This window comes from Ureibacillus xyleni, assembly GCF_900217795.1.
Lineage (GTDB): Bacteria > Bacillota > Bacilli > Bacillales_A > Planococcaceae > Ureibacillus > Ureibacillus xyleni.
In genome coordinates, this window is the sequence record NZ_OBMQ01000003.1 from 136009 (window position 1) to 155998 (window position 19990).

Consider the following 19990-nt stretch of genomic DNA (forward strand, 5'->3'; position numbering starts at 1 on the left):
ATCGTTATCCTATTAGACTACTTTTGCTTCGGAATGAAGTAAGTTAACAAGCTCTTTTACTTGCGCAGATAATTCTCCTTCTAAAATACGCCCAGCAGACTTTTGTGGTGGTAGGAAAATCTCTACTGTTTCGATTTTTAACTCCACATCATCTTCATCGATATCAAGATCGTCTAGTTCAAGCTCTGCTAAAGGCTTTTTCTTTGCCTTCATAATCCCTGGTAAGGATGGGTAACGTGGCTCATTTAATCCTTGTTGAGCTGTTACTAGTAATGGTAGAGACGTTTCAATAATTTCTGAATCGCCTTCGATATCACGGACAATCTTCACGTTCGTTCCATCGATTTCTAATTTTGTGATTGTTGTAACATAGTTGATGCCTAGTAGATCTGCAACTCGTGGGCCAACTTGACCTGTTCCACCATCTATTGCTACGTTTCCTGCTAAAATCAAATCAGCATCTTTATCTTTTAAATATTCTGCTAGAATGTAAGCTGCTGCACCTTGGTCTAGTTCGTCTAAATCATCTTCTGTATTAATTAGCACTGCTTCGTCAGCACCCATTGCCAATGCAGTTCTTAATTGTTTCTCTGCATCTTCTCCGCCAATTGTGACAACAACTACTTTGCCACCCTTTGCATCGCGTACTTGAATAGCTTCTTCAATCGCATACTCATCGTATGGGTTAATAATGAATTCAGCACCATCTTCTTGAATTTTGCCATTTTGAATGACGATTTTTTCTTCTGTGTCGAATGTACGTTTCACTAATACAAAAATGTTCATAATCACTGACCTCCAATTATCAAATTAATTCCCTTTAAAGGATGGTTGTCTTTTTTCAATAAATGCTTGAATTCCTTCTTTGGCATCTTCAGACTCAAACACAGTACCAAAACTTTGTGCCTCAGCCTTTACACCTTCATGGAACGATTCAGATTTACTATATTGCAACATTTGAATTGCCGTTTTTAATGCAATTGGACTCTTTAGAGCAATTTTTTTAGCAATCTCTATCGTTTTTGGAAGCAATTCGTCTACAGGGTAAGCTTTATTTGCTAACCCCCATTGTACGGCTTCAATACCAGTAATTGGTTCACTTGTGAAAAGCATTTCTGCAGCTTTTGCAATTCCAACATAGCGTGGTAAACGTTGTGTTCCAGCAAAACCAGGTATGATACCGAGCTGCAATTCAGGCAGACCAAGTTTTGCATCTTCTGCAACAAAGCGCATATGACAACCCATCGCAAGTTCCAATCCACCGCCTAATGCGGCACCATGGATTGCTGCGATAACTGGCTTTGAAAAGGTTTCTAATCGCTCAAAAACCTGTTGTCCACTGCTCGCTAGTTTAGAAAATTCTACTCCTGAAGCAACTTCTGTAAATTCTTTAATGTCTGCTCCTGCAGAAAAGAAGCGCCCTTCACCATGTAGAACAATAACACGAACTGAATTGTCGTGTTCTATCGTCTTTAACAATTCATTTACTTCTAGTATTAATCCCCTTGATAGTGCATTTGCAGGTGGTCGTTGTATTGTAGCAATTGCAACTGCATCTTCCACCTTCCAACGTAGAAATTCCATTCTCCCACACCCTTTAGTTTTTTATTCCATTTAATAACAACTGCGTTACTTTTGGAGCAGTGGTAATTAGATCGTAGCGATATTCATTCATTACCCAAGTAGTAATGGTTTCATCAATTGTTCCGAATACCATTTGTCGAGCAATTCTGACATCCATGTTTGGATTGAACTCCCCATTTACCATGCCTTCAATTAATATTTCATCTAGTAATTTTAAATACTCTTTTAATACGGAGTTAATCTTTAAACGTAATTCTTTGCTTGATTGTCTTAATTCTAATTGTGTAACTGTTGCAAGGTGGCGGTCATTTGCTAATACTGTAAAATGATTCTCAATCATACGTGAGAGTTTTTCAGTTGAGGATTCACCATTTTTAATAATTTCTTGTAAATTCTCAATAAATACACCCATTTTTTCTTCAAAAACCGAGATTAATATATCTTCCTTATTTTTGAAATATAAATAGATTGTACCGTCTGCGATTCCCGCTTGTTTTGCTATTTTTGAAACTTGTGCTTGATGGTAGCCATTTTCTGCAATCGCAATAACGGCGGCATCAATAATTTGTTTGTACTTCGGTTTATCACGCTTCATGTTGCTCACCACCAAAAAAATATGAAAACATGAATGACGATTCATTCATGTTTTCATATTATAATTTATTCAACTTTCTGTCAATATTTCCATAACCTATTTCGCTTGTAATTCTAAGTTTTTTTGTTTTTCTTCTTCAACTAATGTTCGTCTTAAAATTTTTCCGACAGCTGTCTTTGGTAACTCTTTTCGGAATTCATAATATCTTGGTACCTTAAAGGCAGCTAAATTTTGACGGCAATATTTATTTAATTCTGCTTCCGTTACTGATTTTCCTTCTTTTAAGACAATATAAGCTTTTACAGTCTCCCCACGATATGGATCGGGAATACCTGCTACAACACATTCTTGTATTGCATCATGTTCATATAATACTTCTTCCACTTCACGCGGATAAATATTAAAACCACCAGCAATAATCATGTCTTTTTTACGATCTACTACATAGAAATAGCCATCGTCATCCATATAACCTAAATCGCCAGTTAAGAACCAACCATCAACAAAAGTCATTGCTGTATCTTCTGGTCGATTCCAATACCCTTTCATCACTTGGGGACCTTTAATTGCAATTTCCCCAATTTCCCCTGGAGGTAAAATTGTTCCATCACTCGAACGAAGAATAACTGCATCAGTATCTGGCCAAGGTACACCAATTGACCCTTTCACGCGATTACCCCAAATAAAGTTAACATGTGTTACTGGTGAAGTTTCCGTTAATCCATAACCTTCAACTAACTTTCCGCCAGTAATGGCCTCAAATTTTTCTTGTACTTCAACTGGTAATGGAGCAGACCCACTTAAACACGCTTTAATGGATGATAAGTCATACTTTCCAATGTCCGGATGATTCAATAATCCAATGTACATTGTCGGCGCACCAGGGAATAATGTTGGTTTGTGTTTATCAATTGTTTTTAACGTTTGTTCAATATCGAACTTTGGTAAAAGCACCATCTTGCCATATTTCATGACAGATAAAATTAGAACAGTCGTCATACCATATACATGGAAGAATGGTAACACTCCTAAAAAGACTTCTTCTCCATCTTTACATTTATACATCCATGCATCACACATTTTTGTATTGGCAACTAAATTTCTATGAGTTAACATAACCCCTTTAGGCGATCCTGTCGTTCCTCCTGTATATTGAAGCAAGGCGATATCTTCTTCGGAGTTAAAAGGCACGTTAATTGGTGTTGCCTCTTGAGTACGCATTATTTCAGTAAATAAATGCGTTATACCTTTATGTTCTACTTTTACACTAAAACCATATTGCCTTTTTTGAATGAATGGATAAATTAAATTTTTAGGGAAAGGTAAATAATCTTTAACAGCCGTAATGATAACGTTTTCAATTTTTGTTCTTTTTAACACTTTTGTTATTCTCGGATATAGAATATCTAAAGCTAAAATCACCTTTGCACCGGAATCTTCCATCTGATATTGTAATTCTCGCTCCGTATAAAGTGGGTTAGTTTGAACAACAATGCCACCAGCGTATAAAACACCGTAATATGCGATCACTGCTTGCGGACAGTTCGGTAACATGATGGCAACACGATCACCTTTTTCTACGCCAAGTCGCCTCAAATAATTTGCAAATTTTAATGAGGATTCATACACTTCCTTAAAAGTTAAATCTCTCCCCATAAAATGAACAGAAATTTTATTCGGGTATTTCTCATATCCCCTTGTCAATAAGCTCTGAACCGGGATATCCTCATAGGTTAAACTATGAGGAATTTCTTCTGGATATTGTGAAAGCCACACTTTATCAGTCATGAAAATCCTCCTCTTTATTCAAATTTTTTAATTTTCTTACAATTATTATAATTGAAAAAGAAAATTCTTTCAAACTATTTTTATAAAACATTCAATAATTTGCTAGAAAGTGCAACAATCTTCTCATTTTAATAGTATTATTGTAGAGTTGAAAATAATAATTCCATGGGCAGTTTTTCGAAAAATATTATAATAAGATAATAACTTAACTTTCTGCACAACAAAAAAACTAGTAGATCCTTCGTTTGAATCTACTAGTCTCAACCAATTTATATAGTAAACAAATAATAAATACCTACAATTAAAAATAAAATACAGACAACTATTAATATTTTTGCTAATTTCTCCATTTGTCCTCCTACAAAATGCTAGCTCCAATGACAAATGATAATCCGAGCGAAATAGTAAACGAAATAAAGCCAACTGAGCGATTATCTTTTGCTATTTCCTCATCTACGTTGAAGCGTGGTGTTAAAAACTCAAATAAAAGATACGCAAAGATTAGTAAAACAAATCCAAAGAATCCCCAACCCACCATTTCAAGTAAGCTCGAATGACGTTCAATGGAATATCTAAATATATTACAAATTCCTAGTATTTTACCTCCAGTAGCAAGAGCCACGGCAATGTTTCCTTTTTTGATTTCATCCCAGTTTTTATATTTTGTAACGATTTCAAATAAAACCATTGAAACAACTAAACATAGTACTACAACACTAAAGTACCCGGCAGTTTCTACTAAAGGGTGGTGCCAAAAACTCGTACCTAGCATATTGTCATCCCCTAATTTTAAGTTTTAGATGGAGGTTGGTTTCCTCCACCTAAAGTTGTTCTTTATTTCAAATCAACTACAGTGACGCCAAATCCACCTTCACCGGCTTCACCATAGCGGAATGACTTCACACGTTTATGTCCTTTTAGGTAGCTTTGAATGCCTTGTCTTAATGCACCTGTTCCTTTTCCGTGAATGATGGAAACGCGAGGATAGTTCGCAAGTAGTGCATCATCTATATATTTTTCTGTTCGCAGGATGGCGTCTTCATAGCGTTCCCCACGTAAATCTAATTCTAATTTTACATAAGAATTACGATTTTTCACATTTGTCATAGCAACAGTTTGTTTTTCTTTTTCAGGTTTAACGTATTGTAAATCTGATTCTTCTAATTTCATTTTTAAAATACCGATCTGTACGACCCATTCTTTATCTGATACTTTCTCAAGTAACGTACCTTTTTGACCATAGCTAATGACTTTTACTTCATCGCCAACTTTTAAATTTTGCTCACGTTCTCTAATTTGGGCTTGTTTTTTCAATACTGGGTTTTCGATTGGTGCAGCTTCTTCAAGTCGTTTTTTCGCATCAATTAATTCATGTTCTTTCACGGCTTTGTTTGCATTTTCACGCATTTCGCGTAGTTCTGCAATAATCTTTGCTGCCTCTTCTTTTGCTTGATCCACTAACTTACGAGCTTTGTCTTTTGCTTTTTTCTCTAGACTCTCTTTCTTATCATCAAACGTTTTTAGTCGTTCAGCCAGTTCTTCATGTAAATCACGCGCTTCTTCAAGTAATAGGTGCGCTTCTTCTGCCTCTCGTTCAGAACGACGTCTACTTTCTTCAAGGGAGGCAATCATTGCTTCAACTTCATGTCGGTCAGAACCAGTGAACGATTTTGCTTGATTAATAATCGATTCTTTTAATCCCAAGCGCTTTGAAATTTCAAATGCATTGGATCGACCAGGAACACCTATTAGTAAACGGTAAGTTGGACTTAACGTCTCCACATCAAATTCTACGCTGGCATTCACAACTCCAGGACGATTATATCCATATGCTTTTAATTCAGGATAATGGGTAGTTGCCATCACTCTAGCGCCACGACCTACTACTTCATCTAAAATTGAAATTGCTAAAGCTGCACCTTCTTGTGGATCGGTACCAGCTCCAAGCTCATCAAATAATACAAGAGATTTGGAATCAAATTTACTTAAAATATCAACAATGTTTACCATATGTGACGAGAATGTTGATAATGATTGTTCAATCGATTGCTCGTCTCCAATATCTGCAAATAATTGGTCAAATACAGCTAATTCTGAACCATCTAGTGCAGGAACAGGTAAACCAGCCTGCGCCATTAATGTACAAAGTCCCACTGTTTTTAATGTAACCGTTTTACCCCCAGTATTTGGACCAGTAATAACAATTGCAGTAATATCCCTACCGAATTCAATTGTATTTGGAACTGCTTCCTCAATTGAAATAAGTGGATGTCTTGCTCGAACAAGTCTTATATATCCTTTTTCATTTATATTAGGTTTTGTACATTTATTTGCTTGCCCATATTTGCCTTTAGCTAAAATGACATCAATATCACCTAAAATTTGTACAAGTATAAATAAATCGTGACTTACCTCTTGCACCTTTATAGATAGTGCCGTTAAGATTCGTTCAATTTCAACTTTTTCTTTAATTTTTAATCGGCCAATTTCATTATTTGCTTGCACAACAGATTCTGGTTCAATAAAAAGGGTCTGTCCGGAAGAAGATTGATCATGGACAATCCCACCGTAATGAGCGCGGTATTCCTGTTTTACTGGAATTACAAAACGATCATTACGAATCGTAACGATGGCATCCGAAAGCATTTTTGATGCATTGGAACCGCGCGTTAAACTTTCTAACTTTTGACGTACCTTTGATTCTTCTGAACGTAATGATTGGCGAATGGACCGTAATGTTGTACTAGCCGAATCTAAAACTGTCCCATTGTCATCGATACAATCGTTTATTTCATGCTGCAATGCGGTTAGTACTGGTAACTGTTCTTTTCTTTCAATAAAATGAGGGATTTGAATGTCCCCTTCTTCTTGAATATCTTCAATAAAATTGCGTAGGATACGGCTTGCACGAATGGTACTTGCAATCTCCATTAATTCAATAGGACTCAACATCCCACCAATTTGGGCACGTTTTGCATGTGGACGTACATCAAAAATCCCACCCATTGGTACATTGCCTTTAACGCGTAAAATGGAAAGTCCTTCATCCATTTCTTCTAAAAGCTCCACAACTTTTGCAAATTCTGTTTCGGGAATTAATTGTTCTATTGCACTTTTACCTAATGAAGATGTACAGAAACCCGCTACTTGTTCCCGTACTTTATCATATTCTAATGTTTTCAATGCTCGTTCTGCGATCACTCCCGAACACCTCCTCATTCTTCTTTACATCATTCTTTACTTGTTTTTTCGTATAAAAGTTTCAAATTGTTCTTTTGACCATGTATTTACAACTAAATCTTTCAACAGCCATGCTTTTTGTGCATATTTCGTACCAATGCCCATAAATAAAAGTTGTTCAATGGCATGAGCATCTGTATTTATCGCAATTGGCACATTTAGCTCCATTGCCATCACAAGATGTTCGATACATAAATCTAAACGGAAAGGGTTCGCATTGAGTTCTAAAATTTTTCCGTACTCACTTGCCCACTTGATTAATTGCGGTATATCAGGATTATAACCTTCACGTTGCCCAATAATGCGCCCTGTTGGATGAGCAATCATGTGCACATACGGATTTTGAATTGCATTATACAATCTTTCCATAATCTTTTCTTGTGGTTGAGAGAAACTTGAATGGATTGATGCTATAACAAAATCCAGTTCTTTCATCACATCATCATCATAATCTAGCGTTGCATCTGGTAAAATGTCCATTTCTGTACCTGCATAAAGGGTAAAGTTTGGGTGTGTTTCATTAAACTCGAAAATTTCTAGACGCTGTTTTCTCAATCTTTCAGGAGTTAATCCATTTGCCACTTTTAAATATTGAGAATGGTCCGTAATCACGCCATGTGTGTAACCACGACTTATTAAAGCTTCACCCATTTCACGAACAGTATGGGCACCATCAGACCATGTTGTATGCATGTGTAAATCAGAGATAATTGATTCTAAAGTAACAAGATCATCTAGTTCATTTAATCTTTCGAGTTCTTTACCGGATTCCCTTACTGTTGGCGGGATGAATGGCAAATCAAAGTGAGCAAAGAACTGTTCCTCTGAATCAAAAGTTAAAATTGTTCCATCAGGTTGTTCAACACCGTATTCACTAATTTTCTTTCCTTGTTCTTTTGCTAATTGACGCATTCGAACGTTGTGATCCTTTGAACCCGTGAAATGATGAAGAGCTGTTGCAAATTCTTTTTCCGCAACTAATCGGAAATCTACACTTACCTGGTCTTCCCCGTCTATAATGACAGACACTTTTGTATCCCCTGCTGCAATTACTTCTTTAATCGTTAACTTCTCAAGTAATTGTTCTTTCACTTTATCAGGCTGTGCAGTGGCTACAATAAAGTCAATATCTTTACTCATTTCACTTACTCGACGGAAACTACCGGCTACTGAAAATTTTTGAATTTCTGTAATTTCTAACAATGTATTATGGATATCAACGACAACCGTTTGCAAATACCAAATCGGTAGACGTTCTTTGCGTTCGCCGAAATGCTCTAGTTCTTTTAGGATTTTTTCTTCCGATTTCGGACCAAACCCCGCAAGTTTTTGAATAGCGTGGGTTTCACAAGCTTCTTTCAATTTTTCAGCACTATCAATGCCAAGTTCGCTATAAAGTTTGGCAAGTTTCTTCCCACCTAGTCCAGGCAACTTCAATAGAGGAATTAACCCCTTAGGCACTGCCTCTTCAAGTTCACGTAACTGTGAGGATTCTCCTTTTTCAATTAGCTCATGAATCACTGCAGCCGTACCTTTTCCAATACCTTTAATCGCTGTAATATCTTCAATTTCAGCTAAGCTTCGTTCATCGAGTTCAAGAGCATTGGCTGCTTTTCGAAAAGCTGATATTTTAAACGGGTTTTCACCTTGAAGTTCTAATAGAAGTGCAATTTTTTCTAATGTTTTTATAACAATTTTTTTATTCATAACAATCCTCCGTTCCATTTCCATTCGCGAAAAAGGAAATGCCCCAAAAGTCTTTTTGGGACATTTCCTAACCTCTACTGTTTATAGATATACCACCAATTTTGTACCATTTTAGTTAGAATCGGTGTATGTTCTAACATCAGATTTGCAATGATTGAGCTGCCCATTAAATTTTGAACAGATGTAATTGGAATTAATGCTAACACATACATGGCAATAAACAAAATAAAATAAAACTCTACAAAGCAAAGGGCCGCACCTAAAACTCGATTCACTGAGTTTAGTATAGGAAAATACTTTAAAAAATCAAAAACAGAAGCTAAAATTTGAAGGGCAAGTTTTACAACAAAGAAAATTACTGCAAAAGCAATAATACGGTAAAACGTTTGATCAACATCTAACGTATCTAAAATTAACGTCATGGAAGGATCTTCTGTAAATCCCGGGTAAGGAACCCATAAAACAAATTTTTCTGCTAATGGTTTATAATAGATATAGGCAACTAGAAGCGCGATAAAAAAACTTGATAAGTGAATTGCCTGCACAATAAAGCCGCGTTTCAATCCAACAAGTAAACTAGCAACAAATATAATAATTAAGATAATATCTAACATTGATTTCAACCCTTTAATTTTTTCAATTGTTCTTCAAGCTGTTCAACCTGCTCTTTTAATTTTAATAGTTCGTGAACTGTATTAACAGCTGTAAGTACTGCTAACTTGGAACTATCTAAAGAAGGATTATGTATATGTATTTCTTTCATTTTATCGTCCACTATGGATGCAACTAATCTCATATGGCCAGTCGATTCAGTTCCTACCATTTTATAAGAATGACCGTAAATTTCCACGGTTATTCGATTTTTCACTTGTTCCTGATCAACCAAAATAATACCTCCCGAAAACGTATGTAACAAGTATAACTTCCTTATTTTAAAAGCAAGTTTATAGAGCTTACAAACTTTTTATATCGTTATCTTACATTATTTCTATCAAATTAGAATATATTTGGAAAATTTATAATACATATCATACCATGAAACTTATTTTGATGTGAACATCCAACGTAGAAAGGGACGAACTTATGTCGAATATTGTGTTACAACTTTCACCAGAAATTCAAAACGAAATAAAAGCTTACTACGCAACCTCTATTGTAGAACGAAATGCACCGGGGGTAATTTTTGCAGCCAAACTTCCAGATACTGCAATTACAATGTACAAATCGGGTAAAGTGATGTTCCAAGGAATTGGGGCAAAAAGAGAAGCAAGTCGATGGGGTGAGGTAAAAGCAAAAGATCCTGTGCAAAACACCACTCCAAATGGAATTAATGCAAAAGGAGACAAACTTCCAGAAAACTTTGCAGCGATGTCTGTAATCGGATCGGATGAAACTGGTACTGGGGATTACTTTGGTCCGGTAACTGTTGCTGCAGTTTATGTACCAAAAGATAAAATTGAATTAATTTATGAATTAGGTGTAAAAGATTCAAAAATGTTAAATGATGCCCTTATGACAAGAATGGCCCCGGATATTATGGCGGTTTGTACCCACAGCATTTTAACATTACGTAACGATAAATATAATCAACTACAAGCTAAAGGTTATTCCCAAGGCAAAATAAAAGCAATGCTGCATAATCAGGCGTTAAAGAATGTGTTAACGAAAATTGCTCCTGACAAGCCAGACTATATATTAATCGACCAATTTGCTGAACGAAATATTTACTATAACCATATAAAAAATGAAAAAGAAATTGTTCGTGAAAATGTTTTATTTTCAACAAAGGCTGAACAACTACATACAGCAGTTGCAGCTGCCTCCATTTTAGCTCGTTATGCCTTTTTAAGAGAAATGAATCAACTAGGGAAAATTGTTGGGATTGATTTACAAAAAGGCGCAAGTGGAAAAGTAGATGAAATGGCGGCTAACATCTGGTTAAAACACGGAGAAGATACGCTACGTTCTATGACAAAATGGCATTTCGCAAATACTGAAAAAGCACGCAAGTTACTTGAGAAAAAAAGAAAATAACAACGAAAAAAGAGAATAGCAGAAAAATCGCCATTCTCTTTTTCTATAGTTTCCCCAATGGTATCGGTCGTACAGGGGCTTGTGATTTTTGCGTTTGCGCTAACTCACTTTGACCAATTAATTCTCGTAATATGTCCCTCAAAATAGGTTGGCATGTTCTTCCTTGACAATAACCCATTCCTACGCGGGTCCTTTTTTTAATTCCTTGAACACTCGTGCTACACTCATCTATCGCCTTTAGAATTGCACCTAGACATACCCCTTCACAACGGCAAATTAATGTGTTATCCATCGAAACTTTCACCTATTGTATTTTTATAATCCGCCCACTTTTCATTCATAATTTGTCTTCCTCTATGAATATTTGGAAGAAATGTAATCGGTGAAAGGCTTCTCGCTTGTTCTACATCCTTTATAGCTTGTAACAAATCTTTTTCGCTCACAAGTTTAAATTCTTTCAAAATACTCCATGCAGCAAGTTTTCCTTGAGCCATCGATACTTGAGCCCCTTCAATTCCAGTGATATTTCCTGCTACATAAATTCCTTCTACTGTAGTTTTCAAGTATGGACTATGCAATGGAACAAAACCACCTAATTCAGGAATATCTACAATGACACAACTTGCTAATTGCGATAAATCAATAAGTGGTAACAATCCTCCTGAAAGGCAAACTGTATCTACTAGTAAGTTTTTTCCATCACCGATTAGTTCTCCATCAATGGAAATATTCTTTACATTAACACTTTCAACCTCAGCGCGGCCGTTTATTTCCGTTACTGCTTTTCTAATATAGATTGGTATCCCATTTATTTTTAATAGATTAAATTTCAAAAATTTTAGTAATAGTTTTGTATAAAGTCCATGAACAAGTTTTCCACCAAAACGGTAAATTGGATTTGTTGCCATCCCTGATGCTGATGCAATAGATTCTAGCACCTCTTTTGGATTACTTTTTTGATTTAACATCGAAGGGGCTGGCAGAAATAAACCTAGCACATTTACCCCTGCATGTTTCATTTCAATCGCAACCGAAATAGAGAGTGGGTCAATTCCAACGAAAATTACATTTTTACCAATTTTCACATTGTGTAGATTCGTAAAGGTTTGCGCAGCTCCTGCAGTGACCACTCCCACTTTTTGCCACCCTGGTAATGGCAATGCTTTTTCGATTGCTCCTGTCGCAAGTAGGATTGTTTTTGTATGAATCTGTTTTATCTTTTCATTTGAAATAAAGACCGTTTTATTTTCAATCTTCCATACTGCTGTTTCAAATAGAAATTTCACACCCAATGACTTTGCTTTTTCAACTAGATCGTTAGCAATAATTTTTCCAGCCCAAACTTGTTTTTTTCTTCTATCTTTATATAATTGACCTAACAATCGGCCACCAGATCGATAATACTCATCCACGACTACTACTTGTAAACCTTTTGAAGCAAGTTCAATGGAGGCAACTAATCCTGCGGGTCCTGCACCTACGATAACAACATCACTCTTCATCATACTGCACACCTGTAAGATTACTTGCAACATTCATATTTTCCTCTATAGGGGTTAAACATGTGCGTATACCCGAAATGCCATTTACCGTTGCCCTACATTCAAAACAATGACCAATTCCGCAATAGATTCCTCTTAGTTCACCTGTAACATCACAATACCGGATTGCCCGAATGCCATTATCAAATAATGCTGCTGCAATTGGCTGACCTTCATGCCCCTTTATTTCTTTTCCATTAAAATTAAACCGGATTTCTTTCTGCTTCACGTTTTTAACCATCGTGACCCCTCACAATTTTGAATTTAACCTAATAGGTAAAACTCTGTAAAAAACGATTCATGTGAAATGGTGTTAAGTCCATATCCACTGTTTGGCCGGTCACTACTTCAGCAATTATATGACCAGTGATAGGAGCTAGTGCAACGCCATCTCCTTCATGGCCCGCAGCAATATATAACCCACGAACAGTAGGAACTTCACCTAGAATTGGTAAATTATCAGGAGTAAACGGTCTGAATCCAACAAAGGAACGGATTAAATTCGTATTTTTTAAACATGGAAAAGCTTCGGTTGCTTTATTAGCAACTGCTGTAAGAACGAAGCTACTAATGGAAGTGTCAAAACTAGCAAACTCTCTCGATCCACCTATTAATAGATTTCCACTTTTCGTTTGACCCATTGATAGACCTATTCCAAAAGGGTTTTTTTCAACGCTTGCTTCTTGAAGTTTAGATACGATATATGAACCACCTAAAATATTACAATTTAATAATTTTGGTATTTTCTCGGTAACTAAAATAACTCCTTTTCGCGGTATAATTGGTACTTCTAATTGAAGTGACTTTAGCAAATTATTCACCCAAACACCGCAACAAAGTACAACGTTATCTGCATAAATGTCGCCGTTCGTAGTTTTTACTCCAATAACACGACCATTGTCTTCAATCAAATTCAGTACCCTACAATTCAAATGCATAGTCATACTTCTATTAGAAGCAGCTTTTGCAAATGCAAAGGATGTTTTTAATGGATTGATTTCTGCATCTTGTTCACACCATGTAGCAGCTATTATTTTGGGCGACAGTTGAGGATTTATTTTCCTCGCCTCATCACCACAAATGATTGTCACGTTCAAACCAGCTTCTCTTTGATTTTCAACACGTTCACGAAGTACATTTAGTTCCACTTCGTTATTGATTAATATCATTCCGCCACCGTTTTCATACTCTAAATCTTGCTCCAACTCTTCTTCTAAATCCTTGTACATTTCCGCACTTTTCATCGCGAATTGTAAATTTGGTCCGGATTTTTTCGATTGAAGCATTATCGCTTTATCACATGCTCCAGACGTACCAGCAGCAATATCATTTGCATCGATAAGAACCACATTTACATCTTTTTGGGATAAATAATAAGCGACTGAAGTTCCAATAATTCCTGCTCCAATGACGATGACCTTTTGCTTCAACGCCAATACCTCCAAATTCAAAACCAGGGTTTTAGCCTATCTTATGCATGTTCAATACGATTCGTTCTATTTGGAAGTAGTAAAGACACAATGATTGTTAATATGGCAGAGACGAATACACCCCATAGAATCCCAAATACTACCGAAACTATAGCACCAGATAAAAGTCCGATACGTCCTCCCCAAACAGAGACTTTACTGTTTTGCGAGCCCATTTCAAATTTTTCTGTTTTTCGTTTTTTCCATAAAAGCCCGATAATTAATACAGGTACAACCCCTCCACCTGTCATCGTATATGCAAAGGAGAATAAGCTGATAATTGATTCAGAGTAAATTGCAGCTAAAATGGAGAAAATCCCCACTAAAACGACTAACCATTTTGAAATGACAATTAATTTTTGATCTTTTATCTCTTTAGAAAATGGAATGATGAGGTCGTTCACAATAACAATCGCTGCTGAATGTAATTGAGAGGAGGCACTTGAGATTGCTGCTAAGAAGATTAATATGAAGAATAATAGAGCAACTAACTGTGTCATTTCGTTTAAGATGAGCCAAGAAATTGCGTTTCCTGCTTCTACATCTGGATTAATTGCTTTTACAATCATTCCTGAAACAGAGGCTAAAATTGTAAAGATGATGGCTACAAATCCACTGTAAAGCATTGCTCTGCTTGCTGCTTTTGGATTCTCTGCGGCAAAACTTCTTTGCCAATAAACTTGAGCTGCTAAAATACCAAAACATCCTGTAATGAATAAATTTAATACTTCCCACCCTGAAATACTTAGCTCCGTCAAATGACTTGCACCCACATCAGCTAACATCGTTTGTAACTTTGAATAGCTAAAATCGACTTTTGCATACACCTTAATATAAAACCAAACGGCTAACGCTAATAATAATACCCCTTGAACAAAATCGGTCCATACAACTGATAACATTCCACCAACCGTTGTATAAATAATAAATACAGTAGAGAAGAAGAAAATGAGTGGTAATGGGTCGGCTCCAGTAAAAACGGAAAATAATGCTCCCATTCCCTTTGCTTGCCCACCAATCCATGCAATCATAATGGCAGATGTCAATATACCTACAATTGCTCGAGAAACTTTATCCCTTAGAATAAGATCATTTAATAGTTCTGCAATACTTTTATAAGTGAATCTTGCTGCAAATCCTGCAAAAAGAAGGGCAAATAATATTTTTGACCCTTGCTCACCAATAATAAATGGGATATTGGCAACACCTGCTTCGAATCCCTTTGATGAATGTCCTACGAAGTTCCCTACTCCCATAATTGTTGCAATATCAGTGAATAATATTAAGAAAAATGGCAAGGTTCCCCCAGCAATGGCGAACTGTAAAAAACTTTCACTCGACTTTTTGCGGAATCGCAATGACATACCAATAAAGAAAAGACTTAGAAAAATCGTAATCACCCAGGTCCAAGTAGCTAACATTTCATTCCCCCTTTTTTATTGGTAATCTATGTCTATGCATTAGTAACATAATATATAAACATAAAAAAACCGTACTATCGGCTCAGAAACTAGTGATAATACGGTTTTACTATTCTATTATTTTATTTTACAAGTTTACTAATCGCCTTAAATGTATCCCCTTTTGCGATTTGAAGCATTTCAAATAGAGCCATTTCGACATTTGTCACTTTCGCACCAAGTTGCACCATTTTTTGTAAACCAATTGCAGAATTTTCTGCTGTTCGTGAAGAAACACAATCCGCTAATACTTCAACTTCATAGCCATTAGCAAGTAAGTGTGCTGCCGTTTGATATACACAAATATGGGTTTCAATACCTGCTAGCAATACTTTTTTACGTCCCGTTGCTTCTAATTGCTGCACAAATTCCTCTGTGTCATACGCACTAAAAGTAATTTTCTCGATTGGCTGTTGATCTGTTAAGTGCTGTGAAATTTGTTCAACAGTTGGGCCAAGACCTTTAGGATATTGCTCTAACCAAAGTACCGGTAATCCCAATAATTTGACGCCTTCTGTCATTTTTGCAATATTACTAATAACAGCTTCACTATTGTCGACAATTTGAGCTAGCTTTCCCTGAATATCAATTAAGACAAGTACTGTTTCTTCTTTTTGTAACATCGTCATTTCCCCTTTGTTATGAAATACTTACCCTTAAATTATATAGAAATTCACTTATTATATTAAATAAAAGATTTTACTGTATAGAAAAATTGTAATAAAGTTAGTAGAGTTCGATTGTTTGAAGTGAAAGGAAGATCCATATGCTACGACTTAGTTGGCTCATAAGTTTAGGAATATCGTTACTCGGATTTTTGATAACAGGTAATTTATTTAGTGCAAAATCAGATGGAAATTTCGGGTTTATAGGTGTTATATTTGTCATTCCATTTCTCTTACTCAGCATGTTTATCACATTCCGCTATTTCCTTGAATTGTCTAGAAAAGCAAAAGTGCTGTCGAAAATACTTAGTTTAGTTGGTGGTGTTCTATTCATTGGAATTCTAGCCTATTATTTTGTTGATTATAAAAATAATTTAAATCCCACAACGAATTTTCCTAAGATAAATAATCAAACCTATAGCATTTATATAAATTTTTATACCTTCGCACTCCTTCACACTAGCGCAGGATGGTTTGGTGGATTATTGGGATTCATTTCAGTTGAAAAAGAAAAAGAACATACGACTTAAAGCTAGTCATACATTCTTTTTCCTTTATTTTAATTTACCATTTTCATAAGGCTTTAAAATACCATAGATTGTTTGAATAACAGGTACCTCCACCCCATGTTTGGCTGCAAATCTCAACGCCCCACCTTGTAAATGCTCTACTTCAAGTGGCAACCCTTTTCGCATATCTTGGTGCATAGACGAGGTAGCTTCTGGATGCAAAATCTTGATATTATTTGCCATCGTTTCAATTTCCTCATCTGCCAATGAAATCCCTTCTTTTTTAGCAAGCATACTCATTTCATAAACAATGTTCTGTGCAACTGCTAATGTCGCTACATTTTCTGCAATATAGCCAGATGGAAGTTGGGTCGCTGAAGTAATACCGGAGAAAGACGTAATAAATATGTACTTTTTCCACATATGCTTTAAAATGTCTTGTTCCCGTAAAATTTTTGTTTTGACAGCACGGCCGATTTCTTCTAGCTTTTCACAAATGTCTTGTTGCGCTTCATGAAGTGCTCCGAATCGAACGGCACTACTATTATTGGAGTGAATAACATGTCCTTGTTCATTTAATGTTGCAATAATCCCTGCAAAACCGCCGATAACTTTTTCTTTTCCAACCGCGTTTTGTAGTAAATCTAGTTGTTCAACACCGTTTAGCAATGGTAATACGAAAGCGCCTGTTTTTTCTACAATCGTTTGAATTTGTGGGATTGCTTGTTGTAAATGATAGCCTTTTATTGCCAAAATAATTAAATCAATATTTTCGACACTTTCAGGAGAAGTATAAATATGAAAATCCTTACTCGTAAAATCCCCCTCAGGACTCTTAATGACAATGCCCTCTTTTTCTAATTGAGCCGCGCGTCGTTCTCTCACAAAGTAGGAAACATTATTTCCAGCTTCTAATATTCTACCACCAAAATATACACCTAGCGCACCGGCACCTTGAACTAATATATTCATAATGATAACCTCCTAAACTTCTTATAACTATGTTATCACGAATATTCCGAAGATTGTTAGTTTTTCATCAATGAAAAAAGGGACGCCCTTAATGGACATCCCTAGCGTTTAGTCATCATTTTAAATGTTTATCAAAGAAGTTAACCATTGCATTGTAAAATTCAATACGGTTTTCTTCGTTCATGAAGCCGTGACCTTCATTGTCTTTTACCATATATTCAACGTCTACACCGCGTGCACGTAATGCTTCTACAATTTGGTCTGACTCTTGTTTATTTACACGAGGGTCATTTGCACCTTGAGCAACAAACAATGGTGTTTTAATTTTATCTGCATGGAATACTGGTGATACTTTTGTTAATAATTCTTTATCTTCTTCTGGGTGTCCTACGCGCTCATATAACTGTTGGCGCATTGTTTCCCAGTAAGGAGGAATTGTATCAAGTAATGTAAAGATGTTTGAAACTCCAACATAGTCTACTGCAGCAGCATAAAGATCTGGCGTAAATGTGATACCAGCTAATGTTGCATAACCACCAAATGATGCTCCATAAATACCGATTTTCTCAGGATCTGCAATGCCTTGGTCAATTGCCCATTGTACGCCATCTGTAATATCGTCTTGGATTGCTAAGCCCCATTGTTTATTCCCAGCCTCTAAAAATGCTCGTCCATAACCTGTAGATGAGCGGAAGTTAACTTGTAACACAGCATAGCCACGGTTTGCTAGCAACTGAACTTCTGGGTTAAAGCCCCAAGCATCCCTAGCCCATGGTCCACCATGAGGAATAACGATTAATGGAAGATTCTCCGCCACTTTATTTTTTGGTAATGTTAAATATCCATGAATTGTTAGTCCATCACGAGCTTTATATGAAATAGAGTGCATATCAGCCATGACATTAGGATCTAACCAAGAACTTAATGTTGCTAATTCCGTTAAGTTATCAGTTGTAGAGTCATAGTAATAATATTTACCGTAAACTTTGTCACTCGTTACGTTTACGATGAATTTTGTCATATCTTTGTTGTAGTCACCAATTCCGAATTCACTTTCACTTACACCGAGTTTGTTTTGAATTTTCTTAAATACTTTTTCAAAATCGCTATCTAAAAACTCGTAATGACCTTTATCCGTTAAATAAACCGCAAATAGAATTTTGTCTTTTGCTGAGCTATAAATTGCGTTACTGATGTCCACATTTGGATTTGATAAAATGACTTTCTCTTTACCTTGTAAATCGTATTGAACTAACTCAATTTTGTCGCGACCTTTATTGGATAGCATATAAATAGATTGATTGTCTTGAGAGAAAGCAATAGGTGTAACCGTATCACCTGATTCAATTGTGATGAATGGTTTAAACTCATCTTTTTCTGAATCGCGGTATAGAACAGCACCTGCTACACCGTCCGATGCAACAGCCATACGAACTTGTCCATTGCTATCAGATAACCATGATTGAATATTCCCTGGATTTTTCGCAACTAGTTTTGTTTCCCCAGTTTTGACATTTAATTTATAAACATCGAACACTGTAGCGTCTTCTTTGTTCATCATAATTAAAATTTCATCTTTTGCATCTTTTAACATATCTAATGGATAAGCGACAACATTTTCATAAGGCGTTAAGTCTTTCTCTTCTCCACCATTAAACGTTGTTGTATAGATATGGTAGTTTTCGTCGCCACCATTATCTTTTAAATATAAAATCGTATCGTCTTTCCAAATGAATCCAGCAATATCGCGATCTGTTAAATTCGTCACACGTACTGGTTCTGAATCACTATTCATTTCTTTTACAAAAATATTTAAACGATTTTCCCAGGCCGCAGCGTAAGAAATATAGTTTCCATCCGGAGATAACTGATAGCCTAAGTTACCAGGATTTTTCATGAAGTCTTCTACAGAGATTTGTTGCACCCCTGTATTATCTACATTTTTATTTTCTACCTTGCTGTAATTACTAAAAATCGTCTCTAATTCACTTTCCGTCACCGTAATGCGATTATTTGGTACACCTTCAAAAAGACCTAACTTATTAGCCGTTGCTCTAAAACTTTGGCCTTCTTTTTTCTTGCCTAATTTATTCAATAATACCGCTGCAATTTGTTCTTGCGTAATAACACCATCAATATTTTGCAGCTCTATACCTGTAGTTAAATTACGAAGAACTTCTTTTCGCATAAAATCTGAACCGTGCTGATATGTTAGTTTTGTGACAGCTTGTTCAAGAAATGCCTTTGTTGAAACCCAAGAGCTTTGATTTGTTGACGCGGTAGCAATCTCTTTATCTATCGAGTTAGCAGAAGTGTTGGCAACTGCGGATAAAGGTAGCGCAAAGAGTGAAGCTACTAAAACTGAAGATAACACTTTTTTCTTCATACTATTCCTCCTTTTCTATTTCTTATACGATTATATATGG

The 19990-nt window shown here is 36.0% G+C and carries 19 protein-coding genes; 2 read left to right on the plus strand and 17 right to left on the minus strand.

The genetic code is table 11. The annotated features are described in order from the left end of the window. Positions 1–12: 12 nt before the first annotated feature. From CRO00_RS06250 to zapA, 9 genes are all read right to left on the minus strand, one after another. Positions 13–786 (minus strand): electron transfer flavoprotein subunit beta/FixA family protein, encoded by a 774-nt coding sequence (locus CRO00_RS06250; protein WP_097072819.1) that lies wholly within the window; start codon positions 784–786, stop codon positions 13–15. A gap of 24 nt (positions 787–810) precedes the next feature. Further along, positions 811–1584 carry an enoyl-CoA hydratase gene (locus CRO00_RS06255; RefSeq protein ID WP_097072820.1) on the minus strand — a complete coding sequence of 258 codons (774 nt, stop codon included), beginning with the start codon at positions 1582–1584 and terminating at the stop codon, positions 811–813. Positions 1585–1597: 13 nt separating this feature from the next. After that, the gene (locus CRO00_RS06260) at positions 1598–2179 is read right to left on the minus strand and encodes a TetR/AcrR family transcriptional regulator (protein WP_097072821.1); all 582 of its coding nucleotides are present in this window, start codon (positions 2177–2179) and stop codon (positions 1598–1600) included. A gap of 96 nt (positions 2180–2275) precedes the next feature. Beyond that, positions 2276–3967 carry a long-chain-fatty-acid--CoA ligase gene (locus tag CRO00_RS06265; RefSeq protein WP_097072822.1) on the minus strand — a complete coding sequence of 564 codons (1692 nt, stop codon included), beginning with the start codon at positions 3965–3967 and terminating at the stop codon, positions 2276–2278. A 358-nt stretch (positions 3968–4325) separates the two neighbouring features. Continuing rightward, positions 4326–4739: a DUF350 domain-containing protein gene (locus CRO00_RS06270; protein WP_097072823.1), complete on the minus strand. Its 414-nt coding sequence runs from the start codon at positions 4737–4739 to the stop codon at positions 4326–4328. Between the two features lie 62 nt (positions 4740–4801). Next, on the minus strand, positions 4802–7168 hold the full coding sequence (locus tag CRO00_RS06275; RefSeq protein WP_097072824.1) for an endonuclease MutS2: 2367 nt from the start codon (positions 7166–7168) through the stop codon (positions 4802–4804). Between the two features lie 36 nt (positions 7169–7204). Then, positions 7205–8914 (minus strand): DNA polymerase/3'-5' exonuclease PolX, encoded by a 1710-nt coding sequence (polX, locus tag CRO00_RS06280; protein WP_097072825.1) that lies wholly within the window; start codon positions 8912–8914, stop codon positions 7205–7207. 74 nt (positions 8915–8988) lie between these two features. Next, positions 8989–9528, minus strand: coding sequence for a CvpA family protein (locus CRO00_RS06285; RefSeq protein ID WP_097072826.1), 540 nt, complete (start codon positions 9526–9528; stop codon positions 8989–8991). Between the two features lie 5 nt (positions 9529–9533). Next, a complete protein-coding gene (zapA, locus tag CRO00_RS06290; protein ID WP_097072827.1) occupies positions 9534–9800 on the minus strand; it encodes a cell division protein ZapA in 267 nt (88 codons plus the stop codon). Positions 9801–9997: 197 nt separating this feature from the next. Here zapA and rnhC point away from each other — a divergent pair, with 197 nt between their 5' ends. Beyond that, positions 9998–10948: a ribonuclease HIII gene (rnhC, locus tag CRO00_RS06295; protein WP_097072828.1), complete on the plus strand. Its 951-nt coding sequence runs from the start codon at positions 9998–10000 to the stop codon at positions 10946–10948. A 43-nt stretch (positions 10949–10991) separates the two neighbouring features. On the opposite strand, the gene CRO00_RS06300 is transcribed toward rnhC, so the two are convergent. From CRO00_RS06300 to CRO00_RS06325, 6 genes are all read right to left on the minus strand, one after another. Next, positions 10992–11240, minus strand: a complete 249-nt coding sequence (locus tag CRO00_RS06300; protein WP_097072829.1) for a (2Fe-2S)-binding protein — start codon at positions 11238–11240, stop codon at positions 10992–10994. Beyond that, complete coding sequence (locus CRO00_RS06305; protein ID WP_161946624.1) at positions 11233–12453, minus strand: NAD(P)/FAD-dependent oxidoreductase; 1221 nt, start codon at positions 12451–12453, stop codon at positions 11233–11235. The genes CRO00_RS06300 and CRO00_RS06305 overlap by 8 nt, the downstream gene beginning before the upstream one ends. Further along, positions 12440–12730 carry a (2Fe-2S)-binding protein gene (locus CRO00_RS06310; protein ID WP_097072831.1) on the minus strand — a complete coding sequence of 97 codons (291 nt, stop codon included), beginning with the start codon at positions 12728–12730 and terminating at the stop codon, positions 12440–12442. Before CRO00_RS06310 ends, CRO00_RS06305 begins: the two co-directional genes overlap by 14 nt. A 28-nt stretch (positions 12731–12758) precedes the next feature. Then, complete coding sequence (locus CRO00_RS06315; protein ID WP_161946625.1) at positions 12759–13919, minus strand: NAD(P)/FAD-dependent oxidoreductase; 1161 nt, start codon at positions 13917–13919, stop codon at positions 12759–12761. A gap of 41 nt (positions 13920–13960) precedes the next feature. Then, the gene (locus CRO00_RS06320) at positions 13961–15379 is read right to left on the minus strand and encodes a sodium:solute symporter family protein (RefSeq protein ID WP_097072833.1); all 1419 of its coding nucleotides are present in this window, start codon (positions 15377–15379) and stop codon (positions 13961–13963) included. A 122-nt stretch (positions 15380–15501) separates the two neighbouring features. Next, the gene (locus CRO00_RS06325) at positions 15502–16041 is read right to left on the minus strand and encodes a hydrolase (RefSeq protein WP_097072834.1); all 540 of its coding nucleotides are present in this window, start codon (positions 16039–16041) and stop codon (positions 15502–15504) included. 143 nt (positions 16042–16184) lie between these two features. Here CRO00_RS06325 and CRO00_RS06330 point away from each other — a divergent pair, with 143 nt between their 5' ends. Continuing rightward, on the plus strand, positions 16185–16613 hold the full coding sequence (locus CRO00_RS06330; protein ID WP_097072835.1) for a hypothetical protein: 429 nt from the start codon (positions 16185–16187) through the stop codon (positions 16611–16613). 24 nt (positions 16614–16637) lie between these two features. On the opposite strand, the gene CRO00_RS06335 is transcribed toward CRO00_RS06330, so the two are convergent. Continuing rightward, positions 16638–17564, minus strand: a complete 927-nt coding sequence (locus tag CRO00_RS06335) for a ketopantoate reductase family protein (RefSeq protein WP_097072836.1) — start codon at positions 17562–17564, stop codon at positions 16638–16640. Between the two features lie 115 nt (positions 17565–17679). Then, positions 17680–19950, minus strand: coding sequence for a S9 family peptidase (locus CRO00_RS06340; protein ID WP_097072837.1), 2271 nt, complete (start codon positions 19948–19950; stop codon positions 17680–17682). Positions 19951–19990 lie beyond the last annotated feature (40 nt).